Consider the following 26,521-nt stretch of genomic DNA (forward strand, 5'->3'; position numbering starts at 1 on the left):
TTATCAGGCTCTAAATAATTGGAAATTTGGAATGATAACTATAGATTTAAATAAAAATATTGAAAGTTCTGTATTTTTAATCTAATGACATATGGTGCATAAAGCGACACTGTCTCTAAAAGTGACGATCGTAATTAAGCAAAGTGCGACACACCTAACTTATAAGTTTGATTAAATACAGAATAGTAGATTATATTTTGAGAGTGGTACAGCATAGAGGAGATTAACGATATTGATAATTTAGATAATTGGTATATAATATGTGTAACTATATTTCCAACGTGATAGAGATCTTTTTATTATCAATCACTTAAAAGTATTGTAAGCGTTTACTGAAAGGTCAGGGTGATTTCAGAAACATGGCACGTACTTACATTAAAAGGAAGGTACCGTATGAAGAACCCATATATTTCGTTGGATATTTCCTCTTCACCGAAGACTGAAAAAGATAGAATCGAAAGAGCCTGGGAGAATTTTATATCCGGCCAAAATTTAGGATCTGAAGTGAGATCCTTAACTTATCAATCTTGGGAGCGCTCTATTCGTCATGGAGTACACCCCACCAAAGGGAGAGCCCCACTGGTTCTGTCACAAGATGAAATACAAGAATATCAAACAACCCACACGTTCTTTTCTATTTCAGAATCCCTTCTACCAAAACTTAAAGAATCAGCAATAGATTCAGGTCACTTAATTGTGATTTGTAATCATAAAGGAGAATTATTATATCTAGATGGAAATGCCTCACTCAAAAAGAAAGCCGAAAATATGAATTTTACAGCAGGGACTTCATGGTCAGAGAGCAATGTAGGGACAAATGCTATGGGCACTTCTTTGGCTACAGGAGTCCCTATGCAAGTCTTCGCGGGAGAACATTTTTGCCAACCTGTTCACAATTGGGTATGCTCAGCCTCGCCGATTAAAGATCCTGCAACACAAAAGGTTCTTGGAGCGGTCAACTTAACGGGTATTTGGGACGTGGTACATCCCCTCTCTCTATCCGCTGTTGTTTCTATCACTCAAACAATCGAAGAAAAGCTCCTAAGCCGGCTCAAATTTGAACACTTTTTGCTACTTGAACATTATATTGAAACAACTCGTAAAAACCCCAGTAAAATAGTGGCTGTGCTCGATCGTGGACATCAAGTCATTAAAGCCTCTACCCAATGGTATGACAAAGGTTGGATTGATTACAATAACCGATTAATAAATTCGTTATCAGATTGCAGTGGCACAGAAGGCATGAAAGACGGCTGGATTCTTGAGTCAGTCCCTTTCTATCATCAAGGATTCCCTATTGGTTTTATCATACATGCGATTTCAAAAGTCAAACCTTTAAATAAAACGAGATTTAGTACAAAGTACTCCTTCATAAATATGATTGGGAAATCTCCGGAATTCCAATCTGTTATCGATGAGGCGCATACAATGGCCAATCTGGATTTACCCGTTTTAATTGAGGGAGAGAGCGGTACCGGAAAAGAGTTATTTGCCCAATCCATACACGCTTATAGTCATCGATCTGAAGCTGCTTTTGTAGCTGTTAATTGCGGGGCAATTCCAAAAGAACTCGCAGCAAGCGAATTATTCGGTTATGAGGAAGGCACTTTCACAGGAAGTATAAAAGGTGGCCGTGCCGGAAAATTCCAACAGGCTGAAGGAGGAACAATTTTTTTAGATGAAGTTGGCGAGATGCCACTAGATTTACAGGCCATGTTTTTGCGCGTGCTTGAAGAAGGAGAAATTGTACGAATGGGTGGAAGAGAACCGATAAAATTAAATGTACGGGTAATTGCGGCAACAAATTGTAATTTAAAAAAAGCCTGCGAGGAAGGTACTTTTCGTAAAGACCTTTACTACAGACTTAATATCCTTTCCTTGCAAGTCCCCCCACTGCGCGAAAGAACAGGGGATGTCCCCTTATTATTAAATCATTTTTTGACAAAAACCTGTGCAGAAATTAGGAGACCACCACTTAAAATAGGCGACCAAGACATGTTTGTCTTAGAGCAGTATGAATGGCCTGGGAATGTACGTGAATTAAGGAATTTTGCCTACAAAGTGGCCATAAAGGCAAATGGCAATATAATCACAAACAGTGATTTCCCAAAAGAAATCGAACTAACTAAAAGGATAATAAATTATTCGGCGACAGATCATTCACATCAAAAATTGAATAATAAAGCACAGCCATTAATACTTACTAATCCATCCTCATCCCACGAAGAATCAGTGAATTATCCAACCTCTTTAAAGCAACAAGAATTGCATATGATTCTTATGGTACTTAATGAGGCAAATGGCAATATTACAGCGGCTGCTAAAAAACTAGGCATTCATAGAAGCACAATTTATAGAAAGCTCGGGCGGAATACTAAAAATGAAGGTTCAATGGATAATGAAAAGCCTTGATATCCTTTCATGATTTCAGTGTGTTTATTGGGAAAATTATAAGTTCTGCCGTTTTAATTCCTTATTTCACGAATGATATGATAATTTAAAATCATCAGTATAGTCAATACTATTTCTTCAAAGGGAAAAAATTATATATATTTTCTGAAGTAAATGATGAACGGTAGAATTTCCACTTCAAATAGCACCATGATACTGAACTGCACCCAAATTGTTAGACAACAACGAACAATTGGTGGTGCCCAGTTTTTTTGACTAAATATACGATAGATTAAAAATCATCGAACTATGGCTGATTTTCTGCTCTAATACTCAATAAAGGAGGGAAACCACTAAGATGGTTTCCCTTTAAAATGTTTCGTCTTGTTTAGTATAAGGTATATTCTTATACTTGCTGAGCAAGGACAATTATCATCACGATTCCCATTTTTTGTTCAAGGAAGCAGAGATGGAATGAGATAAGTGAACTCCTTATACAATAGGAAAACCTGCCAGGGGATGCCAGTATAGAACTCCTACATTTTATCAGAAATAGCCAGTTCTTTTTGAACTTTTTTAGATAATGTTGTACGGATTGTCTTCTTCATCGGTGTCCGCAGCATCCCATCACCCATCACAGGAACACGATTGCCGACACGCTCATGGATGGCTGATTGTTATCATCACGGATTGATCCGTTCCAAAAGCCGCCGACAGAAATATGGAGATAATCCAGGTCCTGTTCCGCTAACTTGTCCAATAATTGCATCGTTTGTTCCATGGTGAGGCCAGTTTTGACCTATTTTAGCTGAGTAATTTCTGCCAATATTTCATAGGAATGAAGGCGGGCCTTATGATCGTAAACCTGGGCGATTGCCATAATTTCATCGGCTTGACTTTCATCCAGAAACCTTTCCAGCTTTTCTTTTACGATTTGAGGACTGCCGACAATCGAAGTTCCTAATTGATTCTCAAGGGCAGCTATTTCATAGTCGCTTGCTAAATCATTAATATTATCCACTGGCGGCTGCAATGGGACTTCCTTCCCGCGCATCAAATTCAAGAACTGCTGCTGCAATGTTGTAGCGAGCCGCTTTGCTTCTTGATCTGTATCGGCCGCAATGATGTTTAGCCCTACCATTGCATGAGGCTTGTCCAATACTTTAGAAGGCTTAAACGAACGGCGGTACAGCTGGATAGCCGGCAGTGTGTTATGCGGCGAGAAATGGCTCGCAAATGCAAACGGCAGTCCAAGCTCTCCTGCCAGCTGGGCACTGTATCCGCTCGAACCTAACAGCCAAATAGGTATGTTTAATCCCTCACCCGGAATTGCTTTAACATGACTATATCCTTGTGCCAGGGAAGGGTCAAAGTAATTCCGGAGCTCAGCCAGCTGTTCAGGGAAATCTTCTCCTGAACTTCTCAAGTCACGTCTTAATGCACGTGCAGTAAGCTGATCAGTGCCTGGTGCACGGCCCAAGCCAAGATCAATTCGTCCTGGATATAATGATTCCAGAGTACCAAATTGCTCAGCAATAACAAGTGGTGCATGATTCGGCAGCATAATGCCGCCTGAACCTACCCGGATTTTTGATGTACCTGCTGCAACGTGGGAAATGACTACCGATGTTGCAGAGCTGGCGATAAATGGCATATTATGATGCTCAGCGAGCCAATATCGGTTATACCCCAGCTTTTCAGCGAGCCGGGCCAGCTCCAAAGTATTGCGAAAAGAATCAGCCGGCGTCCTTCCATCTGCAATTGGGGAGAGATCCAGGACCGAGAATGGAATATCCGTAATTTGTTTTGTATCATTTTCAGGCATATGATCATCTTCTTTCTTTAAAAATTTCGTTTCAAACCTATAAAAGAATTTACAGGTTATATTCTTTGTCTTCTCTTACTGCTTCAATCAAAATCACATTAATTTAAAAGATTTAATATCTGCAGAAAATACATTCTTTATTAGACTAGACACTTTTTAATTTACTGCAGCCTGAGCCAAAATTTCATAAGAGCGCAGCCGTGCCATATGATCAAAAATCTCTGTATGAGCCATAATTTCATCAGCGCCAGTCTTTTCTATTAACTCATGGAGCTGCTGCTTCACACCTACAGGGTCCCCGATGATGGAAGTGTAAAGCTGTTCTTCAACCGCCCTGCGTTCATTATCATTCCAAAGCTTGTCCATATTATCAACAGGTGGCAAAATGGGCGAAGGCTGTCCGCGGGTTAACAAAAGAAATTTTTGATACATCGAAGTGGCAAGCCTTTGTGCTTCCTGTTTCTCATCAGCAGCCACCACTTGAACGGCTAACAGTACATAAGGCTCCTCCAAAAATTGAGACGGACGAAAATAATCCCGGTACAGTTTTATGGCCTCCATCATGTTACCTGGAGCAAAATGTCCCGCGAAAGAGAATGGTAACCCAAGTATTCCAGCCAATTGTGCACTATAAAACCCTGAACCTAACAACCAAATTGGCACATTTTTTTTTTCGCCGGGAATGGCGTGAATGCTAAATGAACCATTCTTAGTGGCTGTTCCTGTACCATAAAGATATGCGATTAGCTCCTTAAGCCGGCCATCAAATTCAGTTTCACCAGCAACCCGCTGCCGCAATACATTTGCTGTATATTGGTCGGTGCCAGGTGCCCGCCCCAATCCAAGGTCGATTCGGCCAGGGAAGAAAGTTTCTAATGTTCCAAATTGCTCAGCCACGGAAAGAGGAGAATAATGGGAAAGCAGCATTGCGCCTGATCCAATACGCATTTTTTCCGTGACAGAGGCTACTCGTCCAATTACGATCGGGGATGCTGAACTCGCCATTCCTTCCCAATTATGATGTTCAGCAAGCCAAAACCGTTTATATCCCCACTGCTCTGTTTTCTTTGCTAGATCAAGCGTGTTTTGAAGGGAAAGTTCGGCTGATCCTCCCTCGACAATTGGGGAGGGATCTAGCACTGAAAGTTCTACTTTCTTTGTCATAATTCTTCCTCCCTTTATACAATATAATTTATTAAAGCTGGCCTGTACCTTTATGGGTTGGAAAGTAGGGTAAAACAAATTCTCCAAGTTCCTGGATTACTTCATCTGGAGGGCGCTTGGAAAAATACAGAACAAACGCCAAATGGTTGACACCAATCGCTTGAAATTGATGAAGTAGATCAACTAAACCGTTTCTTCCCACGGAATAGCCTAAGGGTATGGGTACAGGCATTTCATCGGGATTTTCCAATAAATCGATGAACAAGCTTTGAGAGAAGGGTTTAAATTCTCCTGGAGCATGAACTTCAGTTAAAGCACGATAGTCCTGGATAAGCTGCGCCTGTTGAATAAAGCCTCTTGGGTATTGAAGCCACCCATCCCCATTCCTGGCTATCCAATTGATAGATTGATTGCTAAATCCAGTCACCATGGTCGGAATCGAAGATACAGGCTTTGGGATTAACCTCATATCTGTACCATCGATAAGCCCGGCGTGGCTGTGGATTGTCGGCTGATCTTCTTTTAACAGCCGGTCGAGAATTTCGAAATTTTCTTTAAATAACGGACCGCTTTCTTGCTTAGATATTCCTAAAGCTGTAAAGTCTTTTTCCCTGTCCCCTGATGCCACTCCCATAATCAATCGACCTGGAAACAATTGATCGATTGATGCAGCTTCCTTGGCTACCCTGACGGGGTGGCGCAAAGGGAGAACAACACTTCCTGTCACTAACGCAATGTGCTTCGTATAGGCAGCAAGATACGTCAAATAAATCCATAAATCGAACTTTTGGCCGTTATCATCAATATTCAAATTCTGCATCGTAATATCACGAAGCCATAATGAAGCAAAGCCATATTCCTCAATTTTACGGGCAAGCTCCAGCTGATTTTCCATAATCGGATTTTTAGACATCCTGGCAGTCGGGAGGGTAAATCCTAGTGTCATTTTGTCTTTCTGGTACATGCTGTTATAGGCACGATGATTTTGAAAACTCACTCTTGATCCTCCTTAAAAGGTTATATTTTTAAGCCTATATACTTTTCAAACTGATTAACGGTTTCCTCATTGCGTCGATAATAAGTCCATTGTCCGATTCGTTTCATTTCCACCAGACCGCTTTGCAATAGGATAGATAAATACTGGGAGGTAGTGGACTGTGATAGTCCTATTTTGCTGCGAATATCACTAACGCAAACCCCGCCATCAAAGCCTTTTTCTTTGATAACATGGGCCTGCGGGGAAAAGTTATTATCAGGTTCTTTCAACATTTGCAAAATATTTACTCTTATTTGATTTGACAAAGCCTTGAAAATTTCAACTGCCTGTTCGTCATTTATCATATTTGATTCCCGATTCAACGTGCCCGCCCCTTTCTGATCTTACTAAAATCTATTTTGCTTGGAATGCGTATAAACTAATCGAACAAAAGGAAATTGATAATTTGCGATATTTCTATATTATTCCCCTTTATACCCAAAATCAAATTTTATGCTTTAGACAGTGCTAGGAAACGGCTTTAAAGGAACTACACAAACTAGCTTAGAGAGAGAGGCTTTTGATAGTAAGTTCTGGGGGCAGTATATTTCGGTTCGCGCTGCTCTTCCATACTTGAATAATGTATTATTTATGATTCCTTACTATAAAACAGTTCAGCTAAAATCCTTTACAACACAGGAATATTATTATTTAACTTTTTCTAGATTGTACTCCTTTATTTCCCTTATGCACTGGATCTTTCAAATAAAAAGACCACAAGTCTTGACTTATTAAAAGTCTACTTGTGGTTTTAATCCCCTCTTTTTAGAACGATTGCTATTTAATAGACGCACTCATATTGGCAGGAGTATCCATCACATTCTCCATATAGTTTTTACCCCATTTATACATGGAATCGAGTATTGGCATTAAGCTTTTTCCTTGTTCGGTCAAAGAATATTCCACTTTTGGCGGAACAACAGGATAGACTTTTCGTTCAACAATGAGGTCTTCTTCTAGCTCACGTAATTGGTTAACAAGCATTCGTTGAGTAATGCCCGGCATAAGAGCCTTCAGCTCACCAAATCGCTTCGTGCCCTCTTTTCCTAAATGCCACAAAATCAGCATTTTCCATTTACCGCCAATAATATAAAGCGTTAATTCTTTTTCACAATTAAACATTTTATCCTGCATACGTGACATTTGTTTCACCTCCACTTCTATATAGAATAACCCATAGTATACTTTTTAACACTATGTAAAAATAAAGTGCGTACTTTCACACTTTTAATATACACATTATACTAACATTGTACCATTGTTAACAAGAGCATTGGTTACGGTTGCCAGGAGAAATGAAAGTGAGCAATGGGCATAATTACTACTGTGCAACAAACTTAAAAAATTATGAGGAGTGAATCATAGATGGAATTACAATTAGCATTAGATTTAGTCAACATTCCAGAAGCAATCGAATTGGTAAAAGAAGTAGAAGAGCATATTGATATCGTAGAAATCGGAACACCGGTTGTGATCAACGAAGGTCTCCATGCTGTAAAGGCAGTAAAAGAAGCATTCCCTAACTTAAAAGTATTAGCAGACCTGAAAATTATGGATGCTGCTGGATATGAAGTGATGAAAGCTTCCGAAGCAGGTGCTGATATCATCACTATTCTTGGAACGGCTGAAGATATGTCGATTAAAGGTGCTGTAGAAGAAGCGAAAAAACAAGGTAAAAAAGTCCTTGTCGATATGATTGCGGTAAAAGACCTTGCTGGACGTGCTAAAGAAGTGGATACTATGGGCGTGGATTATATTTGTGTCCACACGGGTTATGATCTTCAAGCAGTCGGAAAAAATTCTTTTGAAGATCTACAAACCATCAAAAGTGTGGTTAAAAATGCTAAAACGGCCATCGCAGGCGGCATTAAATTAGAAACACTTCCAGAAGTCATTAAAGTAAATCCAGACCTTGTCATTGTAGGCGGCGGGATTACTGGACAAGCTGATAAAAAAGCTGCTGCTGCCAAAATGCAACAAATGATCAAAGAACGAACTGTTACAGCAGGTTAACCTAAGATGCAGACCACTCAATATTTAGCAGAAATCTTAAAAGAGCTTAATCATTCAGCTGACTTAATCGCAGATGAAGAAGCTGAAAAACTAGTCAACGGGATACTTGAATCGAAAAAGATTTTTGTCGCCGGTGCAGGCAGATCAGGATTCATGGCCAAATCCTTCGCCATGCGGATGATGCATATGGGAATTGATTCTTATGTAATCGGTGAAACTGTAACTCCCAACTTTGAAAAAGAGGATATCTTAATCATCGGATCCGGATCCGGGGAAACAAAAAGCTTAGTCTCCATGGCTGAAAAAGCAAAAAGCATTGGTGGTAAAATTGCAACTGTCACGATATTCCCTGATTCCACTATTGGACAGTTCGCAGATATCACCATTAAATTGCCTGGATCCCCGAAAGACCAATCAGAGGGCGATTATCAAACCATCCAACCAATGGGCTCACTATTTGAGCAGACCCTTTTACTTTTTTATGATGCCGTCATCTTGAGATTCATGGAGAAAAAGGGATTAGATACCAATAAGATGTATGGCAGACATGCCAATCTTGAATAAAACATAATCCTAATAATGTAATAACCAAAAGACCGCAGACATACTAAAGAAACTTTGCGGTCTTTTGGTTAGTCTTTAAAACATTATTTTGTTATTATTAACCATTTTTCTAAAATATTTTAAAAAGGAATGATAGCATGATTTCATTAAAAGGAAAAACTGCTTTAATTACTGGGGCAGGCAGAGGAATCGGGCGTGCTACTGCGATTGCTTTAGCAAAAGAAGGAGTTCATTTAGGATTGATTGGATTAACGATGTCAAATCTTGAAAAGGTAACCGCGGAACTAGAGCAATATGATGTGAACGTTTCAGCAGCAACAGCAGATGTGGCCGATCTTGAAGCAGTTCATCAAGCTGTTGAACACATCAAATCAGACCTAGGTTCTATTGATATTTTAATAAACAATGCAGGTATAGCTAAATTTGGCGGTTTTCTTGATTTAACTCCTGAAGAATGGGAAAACATCATCCAAGTAAACTTGATGGGTGTATATAATGTAACAAGAGCCGTTTTACCTGAAATGATTGAAAGAAAATCAGGAGATATTGTGAATATCTCCTCAACTGCGGGCCAAAAAGGGGCACCTGTTACAAGTGCTTACAGTGCTTCTAAATTTGCTGTTTTAGGACTAACGGAATCACTCATGCTAGAGGTAAGAAAGCATAATATCCGTGTAACGGCCTTAACACCAAGTACAGTTGCAACTGATTTGGCCATTGAATCCAATCTTATTAGTGGAAATCCTGAAAATGTTATGCAATCAGAGGACTTAGCAGAGCTGCTTGTAGCCGGGTTGAAGCTTCATCCAAGAGTCGTAGTAAAGACTTCAGGATTATGGTCAACTAATCCTTAATTTGAGAAGCGATCGACTCTTCTTGTCTATATTGGATAAGAAGCAGGAACCTAGTTGTAAAGTGTACCCTTTGTAAAGGACATTTTAAAAAAGGGGATTAGGCAGCCTGAAGAAGATGATCTCTGTATTGTGGAGTGCCCCCTGTCAAATAGACAGAAATAAAAAAGACCAATTAATCAACCTGAGTTCTATATTGATATGGACTCAGGTTGTTTAATTTTTTCTGGAAGCGATGATGGTTATAGAATCGAATATACATACTTACAGCACCTCGACCTTCTTCAGAGGTACCGAAAGAGTTCATATAACACTCCCGATTTTAAGTGGCTGAAGAAATTCTCCATACAAGCGTTATCCTAGCAGTTTCCCTTTCTTGACATACTGGATTGCATTTTATATTTTTTCAAATAGGTTATTGTATTGTTGGGAAGTGTACTGGTACCCCTGGTCGCAATGCAGAAGAATTCCTTAAACACTCCGTTTTTTCTTTGCTTTTTTTATAGTTATCTATTACAAAAATTAAGTCGTTTATTGGCTGACTTGATAAGAAATGATTTCATTGTTATAGAGGTCTTTTAAGGCGGATAGAAAAAGTCCCTTTCTATTAAAAATCAAATATGTAATGTCATTTACCCATTTCTCATTAATGGTCTGGGTAGTGAAATCTCGTTTTAACAAATTATACAATTGAATTACCTTTTCTTTAGATGGATAGGGGCGGTGTTTTTTCTTAGTAATAGAACGAATTCTCGCCTTCTCATTAAGCGGTGAACACGCATTAGACTTAGGGATAACCCTTTGGTTAATAAGCTTTCATGGATCTTTGGAGCCCCATATCGTCCCTTACTTTCCAGGTATATGAGATGAATTTCCTTCGTGAGTTCTTGGTTTTCCTGTTCGTGATTCGGTTAAAGTAAGAAGTTGAAATCTTAAAAATGGCTAAGGCCATATTCGCGAAAAAGTAACCGAAACAGATCTTACCGAATTTATTGTGGAACACAAGAAAGAAACAATATCCTGTATAGAAGATGTGTGAAATACTAGAAATCCCAAGTAGCAGCCATTATCAGTCCCTTCAAATAGTTTAGTCGTATCAAAGGTTTTCCTTCTGTATGGCAGCTAATTCCTTTGGAGTCATGGACTCTTCCCTTAAACCGAATGGAGTATATTCTTTAACCCATTTATAAATGATCTTCTGATACGCCCTATTCGTTGCATAATTCTTTGACCGAATTACCCAGACGGACACATCCTCTCAAAAATCATTCTAAGGACTTAACTAAAAGTGGCCATGAAACTATACTAACTCCACATCAGTGTGACAAATCCCGACGCAATAAGGCGAACTAAAACCTCACTTAGTTTAGGACCATCCATTGTAATTTCTGTCATTTGGAATGGATCACCTTCCCAAATGTAAACGGCAGACCTTTTCTGTTGAATCCTAACTAAACGATCTACCCAGAATGTATGATAAGTTTCTAGAGCTTTCCATCCTACTTAGTTATTTTATGCTTAATATGAATGTACAAAAAGAGAAAAGGGGTATATAGATACACAAAGTAAAAAGCAATGTTTGAATACATTTCATTTAATCGCTCTATTTGACTCCTCTCTTTGAGCACATTAGCTATAATAAAGAATAGGATCAGTACAATGAACAGACTTATACGTTGTTTCACATTTATTACTTTCTTAATAGCACGACAACCTGCCCATATTTTCACACTGATATTGGGCACTATGAGAAGTAACCAAATTGAAACAGCGATAAATTCGACTCTTTCTATTAGAGGGAATTTCGCAATTTTCATTTGAGCTAATGTTGGCCATATTGTATGGTTTAATTGTCCTTCACTAAAGAAAACAAATGTGATGAGTGCTACTATTAGATAAAGTAAGCTTGAGAACAAAAGTCCAAAATGGGCCCATTTCTGTGATCTGTTTGGATTTTTTATGAATGGGTAGAACATGAATAAGGTCTCAAAGCCAACATACTGAAACAACATAGCTTTAGAGGATGATACGATTTCCTTCAGAGAGTGGTTAAAGACGGGTAATAAATTGTGAAAATTGGCAAATTCCAACGAAAAAAAATTAAGGGGAAACAGGATAATAAAAGGTATGATAGTTCCCCAGAAACACATTCCAGTAATCACGCGGAATCCACCGGATACAACGTAATAAATGAGGACTAGAAGAATGAGGCTTATTTGCCAGGTCTTCATTAAGGGAAACAGCCAAACTTGAACAACTTCAATATAAACACGGAAAACAATTAACGCTAATATAAGAAAGTAGAAAATCACGAAAATATTGAACAGTCCGCCAATCCATTTTCCAAAGCATATTTTGTGAACATGTATGACATCATTTTTAGCAATTCCAAGAATACGATAGATCATCCAAACTAGTATATGAATGCTTATACTTGATAAAATGATGGATATCCATGCATCATAACCTGCGTCCTTCGTTATATCTCGTTGAAAACTCATGATTCCTATGCCAACAATATTCGTGTAGATCAGAAAGAAAACGTAAAAGGCAGATACTAAATGTCGTTCGTCTAGTAATGATTTCACGTGGCTCCTCCTCTTATCATGCAGACTTACTCTTCAATACCTGTATTTAGGATGTCAATATTTGTGTGAACAGTGGTTTTTACTTTTGGATATATGTCCATAAACCGTTGATAGTCCCAATTTCTTGAGTTGGCTTTAACCTTTTCTCCCAACCCAATGGGATCTACATTGTATCCTTGTGCCAGTGAAATTAAATGTTGGACCTCTTCCTTAAAGTGTACATTTAAAATTCGTTCCAATTTTACAATATCTTTTTCTTTTTTTAAATCAAACCAGGATGATGCTTTTTCAATCTCTGCATGGATGGTTAAATCAATGAATATACTCGGAATGCCTTCGCTTTTCTCAACTGTATATGTAGTTTTTGCATCCAGGTTTTTCAAGAGAATAAAACCTTCCTTTTTATTTTGCGTGATTTTGGTTTTATATTGTCCATTTTGAGACCCATCTACTAATGTTTTTAGAATTAAGGACTGTCTTAAATTAATATGATTTATGTACTTCCCGTTTTTTAATAAAGCTAACCCGTCAATTTTAATTTGATTTTCCTCTAGGATAAAGTAAGGTAAAATTTGATCCCTCCCTTCTTGATGATAATGGTTCAAAAACATGTGCAGATTCATTTTTGGCAAATTACCACTTTTTATGTTTTGATTGATTTTTTCACTTAAATGGAATGAAAGATTCACATGTTTACTGGATTGAAGTATATCTTCGGCTGTGTTTTCAGCAATTCCCAACTGCATTCGACTCGCTGTATTTGGATTTCGGGCAAAATTAGTGATAACATCTTCGATCCCTTGTGTGGCGTATTCCTTGCCGAACAACAAAAAATCTAATTTTCCTGTCTCAATAGGATAGGCTGATTTTGCATTCATTCTCGGGATTATGTCTTCATATGAATCGGACACCGTTTTATAAATCTTCAATTTGATATTTCCCTGCTCTGCGAAAGTAGGATAAATAGCAATTCCTTTAACTTTGCCTTCTTCCCGATCATATCCTAGAGCTTCAATTATCTGAACTTCATCAATGATCCTCTCATGTATACCACACCCTGATAAAAAGAAAGTTAAGCTAAAAGTTAACAGAAAACATAATTTCATTTACTTCACCTTTATGATCCTTTCCTGATTATTCATCAAAATCACTTTTCTTTTTTTTGTGATTATGTGGGTGGTATCTCCAAATTGATTTAGGACGTAAATAATTTGGCCTTTTGGATGTTTTACTATAAGGGGCACGAATCAGGCTGTCCGTTAAATCCTCACGCCTAAAAGGATAAAATGGAACGGTATAGGGTGTTCCTAAAGATTCTAACCGTGTAAGGTGAATGATTAAAAAGGCAATCCCTATAACGATACCTAGTCCCCCCCAAATGGATGCGAAGAGAATTAAAGGAAAACGTAAAAAACGTATAGTGTTCGACATTTTATAAATGGGTGTAGTAAAGGATGCTAAGGCAGATAAGGCGACTATAATGAGTAAGACATTACTTGTAAGGGACGCCTCAACTGACGCTTGGCCGATAACAATACCGCCCACTATTCCCAATGTTTGTCCTACCTTTGTAGGTAACCGGACTCCCGCTTCACGTAATAGTTCAATCGTGAATTCCAGAAAAATCACCTCTAATACCGGCGGAAATGGGACATTATAACGAGAAGTACTAAGTGAACCGAATAAATCGTTTGGAATCATCTCGTAATGGTAAGTGATAACGGCTATATAAATAGATGTTCCAAAAATGGAGAAAAGGACACTGAATACCCGTATTAAACGAAAAAAAGATGCAAGAACCCATGGGAGAAAGTAATCTTCAGGTGAAATAAAATAATCAATGATCGTAGAAGGACCTGTAATGACATATGGCGACCCACTACTTAAAACAGCTACTTGTCCGTTAATAAGAGCTTGAACCGCCCTATCCACACGTTCAGTTGGCAGAAGCAAAGGAAACGGTGTAAGGGAATTATCTTCTATAAATTGATGCAGCAGAGCAGTATCAAAAATGACATCAAAATCAATATCTTGAAGCCGTTGGGTCATGGTATTAACATGCTGCTCGCTCGTAATCCCATCAATATGAGCAATAATAACCCGAGTATTTGAAGTAGAACCAATGATTAGTTCCTTCAAAATTAAATCAGTTGTATTTATTTGTTGTCTTAATAAATGTATATTTACATCAATATTCTCAAGAAAACCAATTTGTGGCCCCACCACACTAAACTCATTTTCAACGTTATTTTGTTCACGCAATCCAGCTTTATCATTAGATAAGAGAATTAAAGCAACCCTTTGATCATTTTCCTTCATTTGAAGTATCGCATACCCTTTAAGTAACTTTGATTCAGCTTCGTTCCGATTATCCGTTATTATAATATCTTCTATTGCGATGATTTTCTTTATATCATCAATTTTCTCTAGCCTGTCTAGTTCAAAAGGGGTTTCTCGGAAAATCATTAAAATTTTCAGTTGGAGTTGTTGTTGATCGACCAGTGTATTGTAGTAAGAAATGATTAAATGTCCCGCTTCATCCGTAAGTGGAAATTGTTTAAAATCACTGGATTTTTTAACCTTAGCAAATAGCTGGCCAATATCTTGTGAATTCTCAGTCACGGCCTTTTTGTCTATATTATTTCTAATCTTTCGTTTTTTGAAGAACATCTAATCACCTCCCTATTAAAAAGGAATTCATATCCTTCTATATTATGTGAAAGCATCCCCATATTTATGTAAATCCGTTTTATAATAAGTAAAATTACCCTCTCCAGTTTACATAATAAAGCTTAGAGTAAGCAAAGGACCATGATCCTAATAGAAATAATCCTGTAGGGGTAGGGTCGGACAGCAAAACACAAATTTACAAAGTTAAAACTTTTTCAAAATAAAAAGAGCCAAAAGGCTCTCTTAAATCAACGAATGGATTTTAAACTCTAATGCTCCCCTCAATTTTATACCTAATTCAGTTAGACCTTTTTTAGTTGCTTCATTAACGTGCCATTATCTAAATATGCATTTCCACCGTCAAAAATTTGCATATGATGAAAGACGCAGAACGTGTGATAGCTGTTGATTATATCGAATTAATCATGCTAAAAAAATGAGCAATGTTGAGGTTTTTGAATTTACAGAATATCCAGATATGGGTGAGAATTTGAAGAAATCACCCATGGCGGGGCAGATTAGTCATTGATTGTGTAGGTATGGACGGGAATAAATCACCTTTGGAGATTCTTGAACAATAATTAAAGTTGCCAAGGTAGAACCCTCGGACCTATTCAAATTTCTACAAAAGCTGTGCAAAAATATGGAACGGTCCAATTAATGGGTGTTTAAGGGGGCAACTTTAATGTGTTTCCATTGGGTTGGATTAGAAATATCAATCTGAGAATGGGGCAGGCATCATTCATACTAAATTATTTGAAAAAATAACGAATAACGAGTTTGACCACACACAAAGTGGCCCTTGGATAAGCAAGTCATGGTTATCAAATGTTTAATAATCGTGAGGACGACTGTATAAAAGTCGTTTTAAAACCGTTATCCTATTTTCTTATTAGTTTAAATGGATGAATGGAAAGTTTGCATAATTGCGAACCCTAAGCGAATGTTGAATGACTTCCACACTGTGTATAGAAGTCTTTTTGTCTGTTATTATTAGATTATTGGATAATTCAGCTCGTAACTTGGATAGCAATAGTATGGTGGTCTAAGTGCTATTTTAGACATTGGCCAGGAATCCTCCATATAGACCATCTTTACTTTTTCATTTGAATGGTTTACTAGCAATAGCTTTACTTCTGGATTAAATTCATATCTCAAAATGGTAACCCCCTTCCATTAGGAATGTGTGGATTCTCCCCCATCAACATGAAGAACTTGACCAGTAACAAAACGAGAATCATCAGAAGCAAGATAGACAAAGGTTGGTGCGAGTTCGAATGGATGGGCAACTCGTTCCATTGGATTAAATGCTCCATATACAGCGACTTGGTCTGACGAGAAACTTGCTGAAATAAGCGGGGTCCAAATTCGGCCGGGGGCGACGGCATTGACTCGGATCCCTTGTTTCACGACATTTTTAGCCAAGGCACGTGTCCAACCAACTATTGCGCCTTTTGTGGCCGTATAATCAATCATTTGCTGCTCACCTACATACGTCACCACTGAAGAAGTGCCAATGATTGAGCTGCCTGGTTTTAAATGAGGAAGCGCTGCTCTTGTTGTGTAAAAATGAGAGTATATATTAACTTTGAAGGTGTCATCGAATTGCTCATCTGTAATGTCAAGCAGACTTAGTTGTTGGAATTGAATACCAACGTGGTTACAAAGAATATCGAGACGTCCAAACGTATTTACAGTTTGTTCTACAATGGAGATACACTGTTGTTTGTCTCGCAAGTCACCAGGCATTAGAAAACAACGTTGTCCGAGTTGCTCAATCCTCGTTTTTGTTCTATTTGCATCCTCATGTTCATCTAAGTATGAAATAGCAACATCTGCGCCTTCTTTAGCAAACGCAATTGCTACTGCTGCACCAATACCACTGTCCCCCCCTGTAATAAGTGCTACTTTTCCTGTTAACTTTCCACTCCCTTTATAGTTCGGGTTTTCGATAATTGGAAGGGGTACCATCAATTTTTCCACTCCGGGATGGCGCAGCTGGCGCTGTTCAGGTAAACTTATCGGGATTTCTTCGTAACGTGTGATTTTCCCATAGTTAGGGTACATGGGATAAGGGTGAGTTTTCATGTTCGCTTTAAACATTTGTTGCATTTGCTTTATTTGGTCTAATTGACGACTTTGATCCTTTTGATCCATGGAAACCTCCAATAGAAATAATTTCCTTCTATAGAATGTTTATGTTGTTTACTATAAATAATGTAAAAAATGCGAAAAAAGTGGTTTACTTTCAAACAGAAGCGTATTCTTCCTCAAAAGAGACACCTTTTTTCTTTATTGTACTGACCTTTAGGCGCCACCAGATAGTTAATTGTTCAGTGGTTGCTGGATGGTTCTAGTTTACATTAAACGAACTCATAGGAAGAAAACCCCCGAAACATTTATTTCAGGTGTTTTCTTTATTTTTTCTATTTTTGATTATGTAAAAGCTTATAGCAAGGATTCTAGATTTAGAAAATGAATAGCTGCCTTGCCTAGAAGCAGCTTGTTAGTTTCTCTTCTTCTTTATATACTACAGGTTAATCGTTTATTGGCGCGATACGCTTTGTCAATTATCCCTCTACCAATGGCCTTTTCTATATTCCGATAACTGTGATTACGGTGCGACAAGAAGTCGAGTTTATATAGTGTGGCTCAAGCCACTAGTTTTGACGCAAAAACTATCCCCGTCCAATGCTGCGGGCCTGGTAACAGGCTCGTGGGTTGGCATGCGGAAATTCGGAAACAGAGAGTCAGTGCACGACTCGGACACTGTATTTGTCTATTTTTTATCGTTTATGCAGGATTTTATTATCAATGCTTTCGACTTATAAAGAAGCCTAGATGTAGATAAAAAAAGTGAACTTTTATGGAATCTCTTGTTGAATTATCCTGCCCCGTTAATGCTATTAAAAACGTTACGAACCATATAAAAGCAATACCAAAATTATTCAAGAATCGCGCCCGAGAACGAATATAAAAACTTGGTGGGCAGGTTTTCCCGAATTTATACATGTCTACTTCTGTGGGCGCAATACACTGTCACTTTTTATTATTAATAAAGAAAGTTTCATCTCCATTTGGTGGTTAGGAGCTTCTCTTGTCTCCATTATGGAAATTGGGGTGATTATCGTGGAATTTCTAAAAGAAGTGTTGAAAGGGATTGCTTCCAGGCAATCTCATATCTCTTTCTCAGCAAAGAAAACCAACCCGCGTAAGAAACAAAAGAGTGGTTCCCGATCCATCTTTATTCACCAAACATGGATCCTATTTTGCATTCTCATCAGCTTGATGAATTCCGAATATATTCCCTTCGGTATAAATATAGGATCCTTGCCACGCCATTCCAGGCAGTGCATATTTGGGCAATGCGACCTTGCCGCCATACTCAAGAATTTTGGCTTCCGCTTCGTAATAATTATCGACACCCATTGTACAAGCATACCCATTAAGAGCTTGGCCTGCTTCCTGCGGGACTTTGACGCTGCATAAAAGCACCATTAATCCCAGGTTCATTCTAAATCGCCAGTCACCGCTCCCAAGTAAGGCATTCCTGCGAAATCACTCCAATCTTGAAATGACCATCCAAATACCTCACCATAAAATTTCTTTGCCCGTTCCATGTCATCCACATGAATTTCGAAGTGAACTAATCTTCCCTGATTACCTCCTGGTTTTGTTCAAAATTTTTCCTCTTACCGTAAGTTGATACTTATGTAGCTTCATGCCTATGGTGCTTTATTTTTTCAATTTGAGTTAAGTCACTTCATTATTATAGGACAGTGGCGGGAATATCTGACAAAAAAGGCAGCTCCCTAATGTGGGATAGCTACCTTCGTTTACGATTACTATGAAAAGGTAGGAGCAGGGAATTCATCAATTTTCATACGAAGTAAACTATATGGTTTTTCCCGCAGGTCTCTTCCATAATGAAACCTCGCCTGCCGATGTAATTGATTCACTATGACATATAAATATTGATCGGTGCCAATCGAAAAAGTATCCGGCCATAAAATTCTCGGGTCATGTGCGATGGTTTCCATTGCCCCATTCGGCAATATCTTCCGGATACTATTGTTTTCATAGTCTCCCGCATAAACGGTTCCTTTTGCGCCGGTGATCATTCCATCAGACGCACCTTTTTCCCCCAAATACTGCACATATTGAGATAAATTCAGGTCCTGTATCCTTCTGTCCCTTAGGGCTTCAGTTGAGATTGAGAACAGCTGACGGCTGGTTAGCGGAGCATAAAATAAAACCTTTCCATCAGGAGAAATCGCTAAACTATCGGAAGCCAATCTAAATGGGGAAGTCGAGCCGTCCGGGTTTCGATTCATTAAAATTTCACCTTCTACTTTCGGTAAAAAATAGGGATCAGGTGAAGTTGATATTGCCCCATTTAACCGTCTAAACGCGTTCCCATTTTCTAAATCTACGACGATAATAGCCCCTGGCCCTCTGGAAGAAGAATCCGTTATATATGCAAAGCCTGCTCTTCCAACCCGAAAATCTAAACGGACATCATTCAGATAAGTTGTTGGCAAGACAACATCTTCTGTAAAGGTATATACTCTCCTTATTGTATTCGTGCTTAAATCAACAGCAACTAATTTTGCCCCCCCTTGAATAGGTTCAGAAAAATTTGGTGCCCCTGTATCTAGTACCCAAAGTGTTCCTCTTCCATCAGCAACGATACTTTGGACACTGACGAAAGACATCGTAATATTCTCAGTATTAACTAAATTGGTTTCTATACTGGGATAAGGCTGCAATTCACCTTCAACAATTTCCGCCACAGTAAATTGAACGTCGTCTCCCCATTTCGGAAAGCATACAAAAATACGACCGGTTTCGGAAACGCTGACACCTGTAGGCATAGCCCCATAAAAAGCATGCACCAGTTCAAACTGTCCAAAATATTTTTCCATAGGTAACATAGGTTGCATGATATCCTCCTCATCAAATCCAACTGATATCACCTATATATGATGAAATTTTTTTGTAGTGCCTGGTTCTTGATAAATTTTCTATCTTGATGGATGCTGTGGATTTATTAATCCAGGAGAAACATGGGAGTTTCGATAAATTGATTCAAACTTCCACTGGCTTTCCAAAGACGGGGAATGAGAGCATCTGAATTTACGGTTGCAGTCAATTTTAGAACTAACATTAAAACTATTATGATTTGCTCCCGTCCAGCAGCCTGGTTAGAAAATAAATCTGTCTCCTTTAAAAGGGAGTATTTTTAAGTTTAGTGTAACTTTTTCATCCTGAGCATTAGTAAGAATTTTTAGAAGCCGATAAAGTAGGCGGATATTCATTTAAAATAGATTATTTAAGAACCTCATTTACTTATGATACGGTTCGTCGCACCTATTCAAGCAGTGACTTTTTAAAAACTGTCAGCCTTTTAACTTTACACTCTACTTTAAATCGACGCTGCTGAGGAAGAAGCTGCTTGATCAGCCTTCACACAATCAATTGCAACAACGAGTGCAATAATAATGGTTTCCATCTCTTCATCAATTATTTGAACCTTGTAGCTATCGCCCCAAGTGAACCACTCCTTGCCCACTTCACCTACGATTTTGCCATGCTGTAAAACTTGAAAATCCATATCCCACCAATTACCATGTACTTCAATGCCTGCCGCATCAATTGTATATCGTGCTTTTAAGAAGGAAAATTCCTTCTTTATTGTTAATACCTCTCGACCATTCACCTCAACCAAAAACTTTGGTAAAAAGCTGAACACCTTTTTCGTAATAAGTGCTACTTCATCTCTTGCTGTATTCATAATGGAGAAAGTCTTTGGTACTTGCATAAAACTTCCCTCCACGTAATATATATCATTCTCCTGCTGATCCTTTACTGTAAATTTCCCGCTAAGACTGAATACCTTCTGCTTTATATAAAGCTGACTCATACTTATGCCTCCCAACCTTAAGTCTTTTACATTACTTACGTTTGAAATGGGCATTGGTTTCAAGCTTATGCATTAAATTCCAAATAATAGCTTCACTCAAAAGCGCCCTCCCTGTCTACAACTGAGTGATTCCCAATTTTTACGCAAAAAGAAAAGACCCCCTCTTGGAAGTCCCATTCTTTTTGTTCATGGTCTGTTTATTAGGGAATATCATGTCCCATCGAGCTGGTTAAAATGTTAAACCATTGCTCTTTTTCCATGCTTAGGTTCAGTGAATCAATGGCGCTGTCCAGTCGTTCTTTCTTACCGGATCCAACGATTGGAATGATTTTTGCAGGATGTCTCAACAGCCATGCATACATCACTTCATCTATTCCATTGGCCCCGATCTCTTCTTTTACGATTTCTAACGTTTTTCTTAAGCGAACAGCCTTTTCATTCGATTCCTCAAAAATGCTTCCACCTGCAAGCGGTGACCATGCCATCGGCGCCACGCCCTTTTCCTGACATAAGTTCATGGTTCCATCTTCGAAGTTTTCAAGATTGTATGCAGAAAGCTCCAGCTGATTCGTCACAAGCGGATATTCTAGATAAGATTGAAGCATATCCCATTGCGGTTTTTTGAAGTTGGATACTCCAAAGTTTCGGACCTTTCCTGATTCCTTTAATTGATTAAACGCCTCAGCCGTTTCCGCAGGGTCCATCAGGGGATCAGGACGATGAATGAGTAACAGATCAATATAATCCGTTTTAAGATTCATAAGAGATTGATCAACAGACTTTATGATATGGGCTTTACTCGTGTCATAATGGTGACTTTTATGAGAAGGACGGTTTTCTGATTTAAGAACTATGCCACATTTCGTAACAATCTCCATTTTATCGCGTAAAGATGGCTTTAATGAAAGTGCATTCCCAAAAATCTCCTCACACGTATAACTTCCATATATATCGGCGTGATCATATGTAGTGATGCCCCGATCCATTCCGTGTTCAATAAGAGATAGGATTTCCTCGCTAGAAAATCTCCAATCTGCCAATCTCCACATACCGTGTACAATTCGTGAAAGGCTAAGCTCATCAGTTAGATTGACTCTTTGCATGTTTTTCTCCCCTTTTATAACATGATTGGGCTTGCTAATTAGTTTTTTGTTTTCTATCATGACTACCCTTCGCTAATCAGTGTCAGTATCCATAGCTACTACTGCCATGAACCTTAGTATAATTTAAATTTTCGGAGATTCCTAATCTTGAGTGACCCTTATCTGCCATATTTATTTAGCTTAGGTTCATGAAGAATTATATCGCCGCCTTCTCGTGCAAGTTCATACGTTATGAACATAGAAAAAGGCTGCCGCAACAAACTCATGATCAGCTTCCTTTAATTTATCCTGAGCATCACTTGATTTACCTTGTTTTTGCAAGGCGATGGCTTCCATTGCACAACTGCGGGCATTCCCGCTATGGAGAATGAATTGAAATGATAATTCTGATAGATCCTCTTTCGTTTTTGCTTTATTAACACTCCTTTTGATAGTATGTTATTTTGAAATTAATTGGGGGCCGTACGCCATACTTCCTTGCCATTACATGATCCATAGTGCATTGGATTTATTGTATCTACAGGTACTCCTTTTTCATCCCCCATGTCAATATTTTTATTGAAAATATGGTTTGTGTTACAAACTTTTAAATCATAGGAGTGTAGAATCCTTGCTTCACCTAAAACAGCAAAAAAAAGCTCCCTGCCTCTTCCATTCTGTACAAGCCGTCATACATTTCCCTACACATATTTGTTTAACTTCAAACAAAGGTATATGATAGATAAAAAGATTGTAGGTGGAACGACTTATTAATTCTGAAACGAGAAAACCAATTAACATTACTTTCAATCCGTACTTGACCAATAGACTCGCTAATCTGGCTGAAGAAAGAAATATCCCTATCGAAAGATTGATGGATAAAGCTGTAGACCTGTTGCTTGAATACATGGAAGATAATGAGACCGTTAATCAGGTGAAATACAGTAATAACGAAGCGATAGAAAAGAATAAAGAAATGATTGCAAAGAGTAGAGAATTCATTAATAAAAAACAAGCACTTAACCCCTAGGTAAAGTGCTTGTTCATACAGTAGGCAAACTCGATGAAAATCGAGTTTGTCTGGTGTTTTTTGGCTTGTACAATTTGGACGTTGCTTTCCGCGGGTTGTCCGGGAGCCTCCTCGGCTTTCGCCTGTGGGGTCTCCCGTAGACACGCTGTTCCCGCAGGAGTCTCGTACCTTCTGTTCCAATCAGCGAGATCAACTTGAAATGAATCACATTCATGATTCTGTGATGTCCCACTGCGGATTCCAAACGACTTCCCAAAGGTGTCCATCAGGGTCTTGAAAGTGTGCAGAGTATCCTCCCCAGAAAGTGTCATGTGCCGGATCGGTTATGATCGCGCCAGCTTTTTTTGCTTTTTCCAACACAATATTCACTTCCTCTTTACTACCTACATTGTGACCAAGGGTAAATTCAGTAGGACTTGCCGGAGACAAAGGAACCTTGGCCTCATGAGCTATATCCCTTCGATTCCATATGGCAAGCTTCAAGCCTTTTTGCAGGTCGAAAAAGGCAACAGCTCCATGCTCAAATTCTTTGCCCACTATTCCTTCTGTTTGAAATCCCAGGCCATCCCGATAGAATTTCAGCGATTTTTCCAAATCTTCCACAGCTAATGTTATGACAGTAATACGTGGTTTCATGATTGACCTCCTTCTTATTTACTTTCACCTTCTATTGGCACCCAACGCTTTAATTTCATACCAGATTAGAATCAATACGTTATTTTGTCCATTTAATAGGAATTCCTGTATAGTAAAATGATTAACTGATCAAGCTCGATATACTAATTCACTTTACTTATTGAAATGAAACAGAAAGGAAAAGAAATTACCAATGATTTCATTTATCCTCACCTTGAAACGTTTCCTAAAAGCTCTGTGGTCCGCTTTTAAATTGAAGAACTTCCAGGTTCTTTTCGTATTGGTCCTGGTTATGTTACTTTCCGGCACAATTTTCTATGTTAAGCAGGAAGGTCTGACTGTGATTGAATCCCTTTACTTCTGTGTTGTTACTCTTAGTACGGTTGGGCATCCCAGTTTTGAACCCCAGACAGCATTAGGAAAAGTGTTTACAATGATTTATATTGTAGGCGGCACCGGATTATTTATGGGGCTAATAGGATACCTTGCATACGCAATCATAAAGAAACCGGAAAACGAAAGCAACAGCAGCAAAATCTGAATGCATAGGAATGCTTACAATAATTAGCATTCCTTTTTGATTGATGTAAATATCGCCGTTTAAAAGGAACCAAGTGAAGATTCTCCCCCAAATTACTGAAGTTTGTGCAAGGACCTCTATTTCTCTATGTATTGGTTTTCTTCAGTTGTTTTGATCACAAGTCTATCATGGCAGGATACGGATTACTGATTTTAATCGTAATTTCCCCCTTTCCCCATATAGCGTCATCCAACGTATATTACTATGAAGTCCGGGATGGGGATTATATGTCGGAAAAACTGCCATTTGATAGAATCTCCATTTAATACCAATCAAGGTTAATTAGGTCTAATCCATTTTATTGCTATTTTCTCTTCACCTACTTTTACGGCTCTTTATTCATCAAATGGCCCCTCTCGATTAAGAAGGGCCTTTAATAATGGATGGCACTTATTCTTCCAGCTCCTTTTTCTTCTTCAAGAGTTGGAGGTATTCCCTATCCAATTCACCTTTCTCCTCTTCCTTCGTAACACTGGACAGCTTCCCAAGTGTCTCGATGATTTGCACTTCAATCATAAGAAGTTCAGCCTGATTATCTTGATGTTCATCTTTAAGCGTGGACGATTTAGTTGTTTCCTGATTGATAGCACTTACTCTCGGAGGTTCATCTTCAAATGAAAGTGAATGCGTTGCAAGCGATTGGACCAATGAACGATCATGAGTCACAAAAACGATGGTTCCTGGATATGCTTTTAACACTTCGGTTAAAGCCTCTTTAGTATGAATATCCAGGTAATTTGTTGGTTCATCCAAAACCAATACATTATAGTTCCCCAAAAAAACTTTAGCTAGGGAAGCCCTGACTCTTTCCCCACCGCTTAAAAGTGATACTTGTTTGTGAACGTCATTTCCTTTAAAAGCTAATCGTGATAATAGCGTACGAATAAAAGCCTGATTGTAGGGACTGTCCTCCAATATATTTTCAAGTACCGTTTTACTTTCATTCAAATTTTCTTGTTGTTGTGCAAAAAATCCAATCTTTGCCGGCTTCGCGACATATAAATCTGGGTGCCGTTCTACTATCTTTTTCAGTAATGTCGATTTTCCTGAACCATTTTGACCATTGATGGCGAGTCTGCAAGCTAGTTGGACATCTCCAAAAATATGTTGCTTCAGCATACTTGACCCGACTTTCAGTGAGCAGCCATTAAATCGAATGACCCTTTTGCTATGCAAAGATGAAAATTCTGAAATATCAAAAATGATAGGAGGATCTTCCGTCGGTTTTTCTTTTTTTGCTAATTTTCCGATCCGAGTTTCGATTGCTTCGGCAGAACGGTTCAATTTCGCCTTCTGTTTCCCTGCGCTCCGTTTATGCAGCCTTGCTTCTGAATTACCCATTCGTTTAGGGGCTTTCCTAATTGAATCAGATTTGGCTTGGAGGTTTTGTGCAGCCTGTTTCAACCGGTTCTTTTCGCGGGTATACTCTTCATATTGCTTATTTTCCTTTTCTGTTTTTGCTTGCTTTTGTTTGATATAGGCTTCGTAATTCCCTTCATATACCGTTACCTTGCCTTGCTCAACTTCCCATATTGTTGTACACAGATGATTCAAGAATGCTTTATCATGTGAAGTAAGCAAAATAGCGCCATTAAAAGATTTTAAATCCTTTTCCAATTGTTCAATTCCGGACATATCCAAATGACTGGTAGGTTCATCCGCAATCAATACATCACAATTGGAAGAAAGGGCTGCGGCGATTTTTCTTCGAGTACGTTCGCCGCCGCTTATGTTTTCTTGATCCTCACTGGGCACTTTCCATATGCTCGTTAATATACCGCTTATTTCTTGTTCAGTTTCTTCCATCTGCGGGATATAGCTTATTGTTCCATAGCTCTCTATATAGCCGGAATCGGGTTCCCTCACGCCCGCAAGTATAGAAAGCAGTGTCGTTTTACCTTCTCCATTCCTGCCAACCAAACCAACACGGTCATGACTGTAAAGATGAAGTGTATCAACAGAAAGAACTTCACGGGTCCCGTAGCTTTTCTTTAAATCATTCACTTTTAAAAATAACATAAAAAAATCCCCCTCCAATTTTCTAGAGAGAGATCGCCTGCTACTAAATTAATATACATAAACCAAATATACTTCATCTGATTTGATAACAGAAAAAGTAGTTGTATATGAATTAGTACCTATAAACGAACAGACGTATCCCATCTCTA

At 38.6% G+C, this 26,521-nt stretch carries 23 protein-coding genes and 3 pseudogenes; 7 read left to right on the top strand and 19 right to left on the bottom strand.

Translation table 11 applies throughout. The annotated features are described in order from the left end of the window. The first annotated feature begins 393 nt into the window (after positions 1 to 393). The gene (locus ACFVS1_RS11890) at positions 394 to 2,412 is read left to right on the top strand and encodes a sigma-54-dependent Fis family transcriptional regulator (protein WP_387547553.1); all 2,019 of its coding nucleotides are present in this window, start codon (positions 394 to 396) and stop codon (positions 2,410 to 2,412) included. A gap of 613 nt (positions 2,413 to 3,025) precedes the next feature. On the opposite strand, the gene ACFVS1_RS11895 is transcribed toward ACFVS1_RS11890, so the two are convergent. The 6 genes from ACFVS1_RS11895 to ACFVS1_RS11920 form a co-directional block, all read right to left on the bottom strand. After that, positions 3,026 to 3,172 carry a hypothetical protein gene (locus ACFVS1_RS11895; RefSeq protein ID WP_387547556.1) on the bottom strand — a complete coding sequence of 49 codons (147 nt, stop codon included), beginning with the start codon at positions 3,170 to 3,172 and terminating at the stop codon, positions 3,026 to 3,028. An 18-nt stretch (positions 3,173 to 3,190) separates the two neighbouring features. Continuing rightward, entirely contained in the window at positions 3,191 to 4,216 is a 1,026-nt protein-coding gene (locus ACFVS1_RS11900; protein ID WP_352921010.1) for an LLM class flavin-dependent oxidoreductase, read from the bottom strand. A gap of 156 nt (positions 4,217 to 4,372) precedes the next feature. Beyond that, positions 4,373 to 5,380: an LLM class flavin-dependent oxidoreductase gene (locus ACFVS1_RS11905; protein ID WP_387547560.1), complete on the bottom strand. Its 1,008-nt coding sequence runs from the start codon at positions 5,378 to 5,380 to the stop codon at positions 4,373 to 4,375. A gap of 31 nt (positions 5,381 to 5,411) precedes the next feature. After that, positions 5,412 to 6,377 carry a TIGR03571 family LLM class oxidoreductase gene (locus ACFVS1_RS11910; protein ID WP_387547563.1) on the bottom strand — a complete coding sequence of 322 codons (966 nt, stop codon included), beginning with the start codon at positions 6,375 to 6,377 and terminating at the stop codon, positions 5,412 to 5,414. A gap of 20 nt (positions 6,378 to 6,397) precedes the next feature. Further along, positions 6,398 to 6,721 carry an ArsR/SmtB family transcription factor gene (locus ACFVS1_RS11915; RefSeq protein WP_352922566.1) on the bottom strand — a complete coding sequence of 108 codons (324 nt, stop codon included), beginning with the start codon at positions 6,719 to 6,721 and terminating at the stop codon, positions 6,398 to 6,400. Between the two features lie 472 nt (positions 6,722 to 7,193). Next, the gene (locus ACFVS1_RS11920; RefSeq protein WP_387547566.1) at positions 7,194 to 7,559 is read right to left on the bottom strand and encodes a winged helix-turn-helix transcriptional regulator; all 366 of its coding nucleotides are present in this window, start codon (positions 7,557 to 7,559) and stop codon (positions 7,194 to 7,196) included. A 222-nt stretch (positions 7,560 to 7,781) separates the two neighbouring features. Between ACFVS1_RS11920 and hxlA the strand changes: the two genes are divergently transcribed. The 3 genes from hxlA to ACFVS1_RS11935 all read left to right on the top strand — a co-directional run bounded on the left by hxlA (position 7,782) and on the right by ACFVS1_RS11935 (position 9,847). Then, entirely contained in the window at positions 7,782 to 8,429 is a 648-nt protein-coding gene (hxlA, locus tag ACFVS1_RS11925; protein WP_387547569.1) for a 3-hexulose-6-phosphate synthase, read from the top strand. A gap of 6 nt (positions 8,430 to 8,435) precedes the next feature. After that, entirely contained in the window at positions 8,436 to 8,993 is a 558-nt protein-coding gene (gene hxlB / locus ACFVS1_RS11930) for a 6-phospho-3-hexuloisomerase (protein ID WP_387547572.1), read from the top strand. A 137-nt stretch (positions 8,994 to 9,130) separates the two neighbouring features. Then, positions 9,131 to 9,847 carry a 3-ketoacyl-ACP reductase gene (locus ACFVS1_RS11935; RefSeq protein WP_387547575.1) on the top strand — a complete coding sequence of 239 codons (717 nt, stop codon included), beginning with the start codon at positions 9,131 to 9,133 and terminating at the stop codon, positions 9,845 to 9,847. 172 nt (positions 9,848 to 10,019) lie between these two features. Here ACFVS1_RS11935 and ACFVS1_RS11940 read toward each other — a convergent pair whose 3' ends face one another. From ACFVS1_RS11940 to ACFVS1_RS11960, 5 genes and pseudogenes are all read right to left on the bottom strand, one after another. After that, positions 10,020 to 10,151 carry an IS3 family transposase gene (locus tag ACFVS1_RS11940; RefSeq protein ID WP_387547578.1) on the bottom strand — a complete coding sequence of 44 codons (132 nt, stop codon included), beginning with the start codon at positions 10,149 to 10,151 and terminating at the stop codon, positions 10,020 to 10,022. 388 nt (positions 10,152 to 10,539) lie between these two features. Then, positions 10,540 to 10,728: pseudogene (locus ACFVS1_RS11945) on the bottom strand (IS3 family transposase); the annotation flags it as partial. Positions 10,729 to 11,343: 615 nt separating this feature from the next. Beyond that, complete coding sequence (locus tag ACFVS1_RS11950; RefSeq protein ID WP_387547581.1) at positions 11,344 to 12,432, bottom strand: GerAB/ArcD/ProY family transporter; 1,089 nt, start codon at positions 12,430 to 12,432, stop codon at positions 11,344 to 11,346. 26 nt (positions 12,433 to 12,458) lie between these two features. Next, positions 12,459 to 13,538, bottom strand: a complete 1,080-nt coding sequence (locus ACFVS1_RS11955) for a Ger(x)C family spore germination protein (RefSeq protein WP_387547584.1) — start codon at positions 13,536 to 13,538, stop codon at positions 12,459 to 12,461. A 28-nt stretch (positions 13,539 to 13,566) separates the two neighbouring features. After that, on the bottom strand, positions 13,567 to 15,102 hold the full coding sequence (locus ACFVS1_RS11960) for a spore germination protein (protein WP_387547587.1): 1,536 nt from the start codon (positions 15,100 to 15,102) through the stop codon (positions 13,567 to 13,569). A 377-nt stretch (positions 15,103 to 15,479) separates the two neighbouring features. On the opposite strand from ACFVS1_RS11960, the pseudogene ACFVS1_RS11965 reads away from it, so the two are divergent. Next, positions 15,480 to 16,011: pseudogene (locus ACFVS1_RS11965) on the top strand (MDR/zinc-dependent alcohol dehydrogenase-like family protein); the annotation flags it as partial. Between the two features lie 267 nt (positions 16,012 to 16,278). Here ACFVS1_RS11965 and ACFVS1_RS11970 read toward each other — a convergent pair. The 6 genes and pseudogenes from ACFVS1_RS11970 to ACFVS1_RS11995 all read right to left on the bottom strand — a co-directional run bounded on the left by ACFVS1_RS11970 (position 16,279) and on the right by ACFVS1_RS11995 (position 22,560). Next, positions 16,279 to 17,259, bottom strand: coding sequence for an SDR family oxidoreductase (locus ACFVS1_RS11970; RefSeq protein ID WP_352921031.1), 981 nt, complete (start codon positions 17,257 to 17,259; stop codon positions 16,279 to 16,281). 1,107 nt (positions 17,260 to 18,366) lie between these two features. Next, positions 18,367 to 18,722 (bottom strand): annotated as a pseudogene (locus ACFVS1_RS11975) (VOC family protein). Positions 18,723 to 18,947: 225 nt separating this feature from the next. Continuing rightward, on the bottom strand, positions 18,948 to 20,045 hold the full coding sequence (locus tag ACFVS1_RS11980) for an L-dopachrome tautomerase-related protein (RefSeq protein ID WP_387547590.1): 1,098 nt from the start codon (positions 20,043 to 20,045) through the stop codon (positions 18,948 to 18,950). 482 nt (positions 20,046 to 20,527) lie between these two features. Next, positions 20,528 to 21,025: an LURP-one-related/scramblase family protein gene (locus ACFVS1_RS11985; RefSeq protein WP_387547592.1), complete on the bottom strand. Its 498-nt coding sequence runs from the start codon at positions 21,023 to 21,025 to the stop codon at positions 20,528 to 20,530. 200 nt (positions 21,026 to 21,225) lie between these two features. Beyond that, the gene (locus tag ACFVS1_RS11990; RefSeq protein WP_352921037.1) at positions 21,226 to 22,128 is read right to left on the bottom strand and encodes an aldo/keto reductase; all 903 of its coding nucleotides are present in this window, start codon (positions 22,126 to 22,128) and stop codon (positions 21,226 to 21,228) included. Between the two features lie 222 nt (positions 22,129 to 22,350). Continuing rightward, the gene (locus tag ACFVS1_RS11995; protein ID WP_387549326.1) at positions 22,351 to 22,560 is read right to left on the bottom strand and encodes a PTS lactose/cellobiose transporter subunit IIA; all 210 of its coding nucleotides are present in this window, start codon (positions 22,558 to 22,560) and stop codon (positions 22,351 to 22,353) included. A 304-nt stretch (positions 22,561 to 22,864) separates the two neighbouring features. Between ACFVS1_RS11995 and ACFVS1_RS12000 the strand changes: the two genes are divergently transcribed. Continuing rightward, positions 22,865 to 23,137 carry a ribbon-helix-helix domain-containing protein gene (locus ACFVS1_RS12000; RefSeq protein ID WP_387547595.1) on the top strand — a complete coding sequence of 91 codons (273 nt, stop codon included), beginning with the start codon at positions 22,865 to 22,867 and terminating at the stop codon, positions 23,135 to 23,137. Between the two features lie 210 nt (positions 23,138 to 23,347). On the opposite strand, the gene ACFVS1_RS12005 is transcribed toward ACFVS1_RS12000, so the two are convergent. After that, a complete protein-coding gene (locus tag ACFVS1_RS12005; protein WP_352921041.1) occupies positions 23,348 to 23,773 on the bottom strand; it encodes a VOC family protein in 426 nt (141 codons plus the stop codon). Positions 23,774 to 23,966: 193 nt separating this feature from the next. On the opposite strand from ACFVS1_RS12005, the gene ACFVS1_RS12010 reads away from it, so the two are divergent. Beyond that, positions 23,967 to 24,314: a potassium channel family protein gene (locus tag ACFVS1_RS12010; RefSeq protein WP_352921043.1), complete on the top strand. Its 348-nt coding sequence runs from the start codon at positions 23,967 to 23,969 to the stop codon at positions 24,312 to 24,314. A gap of 429 nt (positions 24,315 to 24,743) precedes the next feature. On the opposite strand, the gene abc-f is transcribed toward ACFVS1_RS12010, so the two are convergent. Continuing rightward, positions 24,744 to 26,372: a ribosomal protection-like ABC-F family protein gene (gene abc-f / locus ACFVS1_RS12015; protein WP_387547599.1), complete on the bottom strand. Its 1,629-nt coding sequence runs from the start codon at positions 26,370 to 26,372 to the stop codon at positions 24,744 to 24,746. Positions 26,373 to 26,521: the final 149 nt, after the last annotated feature.

The organism is Peribacillus sp. NPDC058075, assembly GCF_042885195.1.
Lineage (GTDB): Bacteria > Bacillota > Bacilli > Bacillales > DSM-1321 > Peribacillus.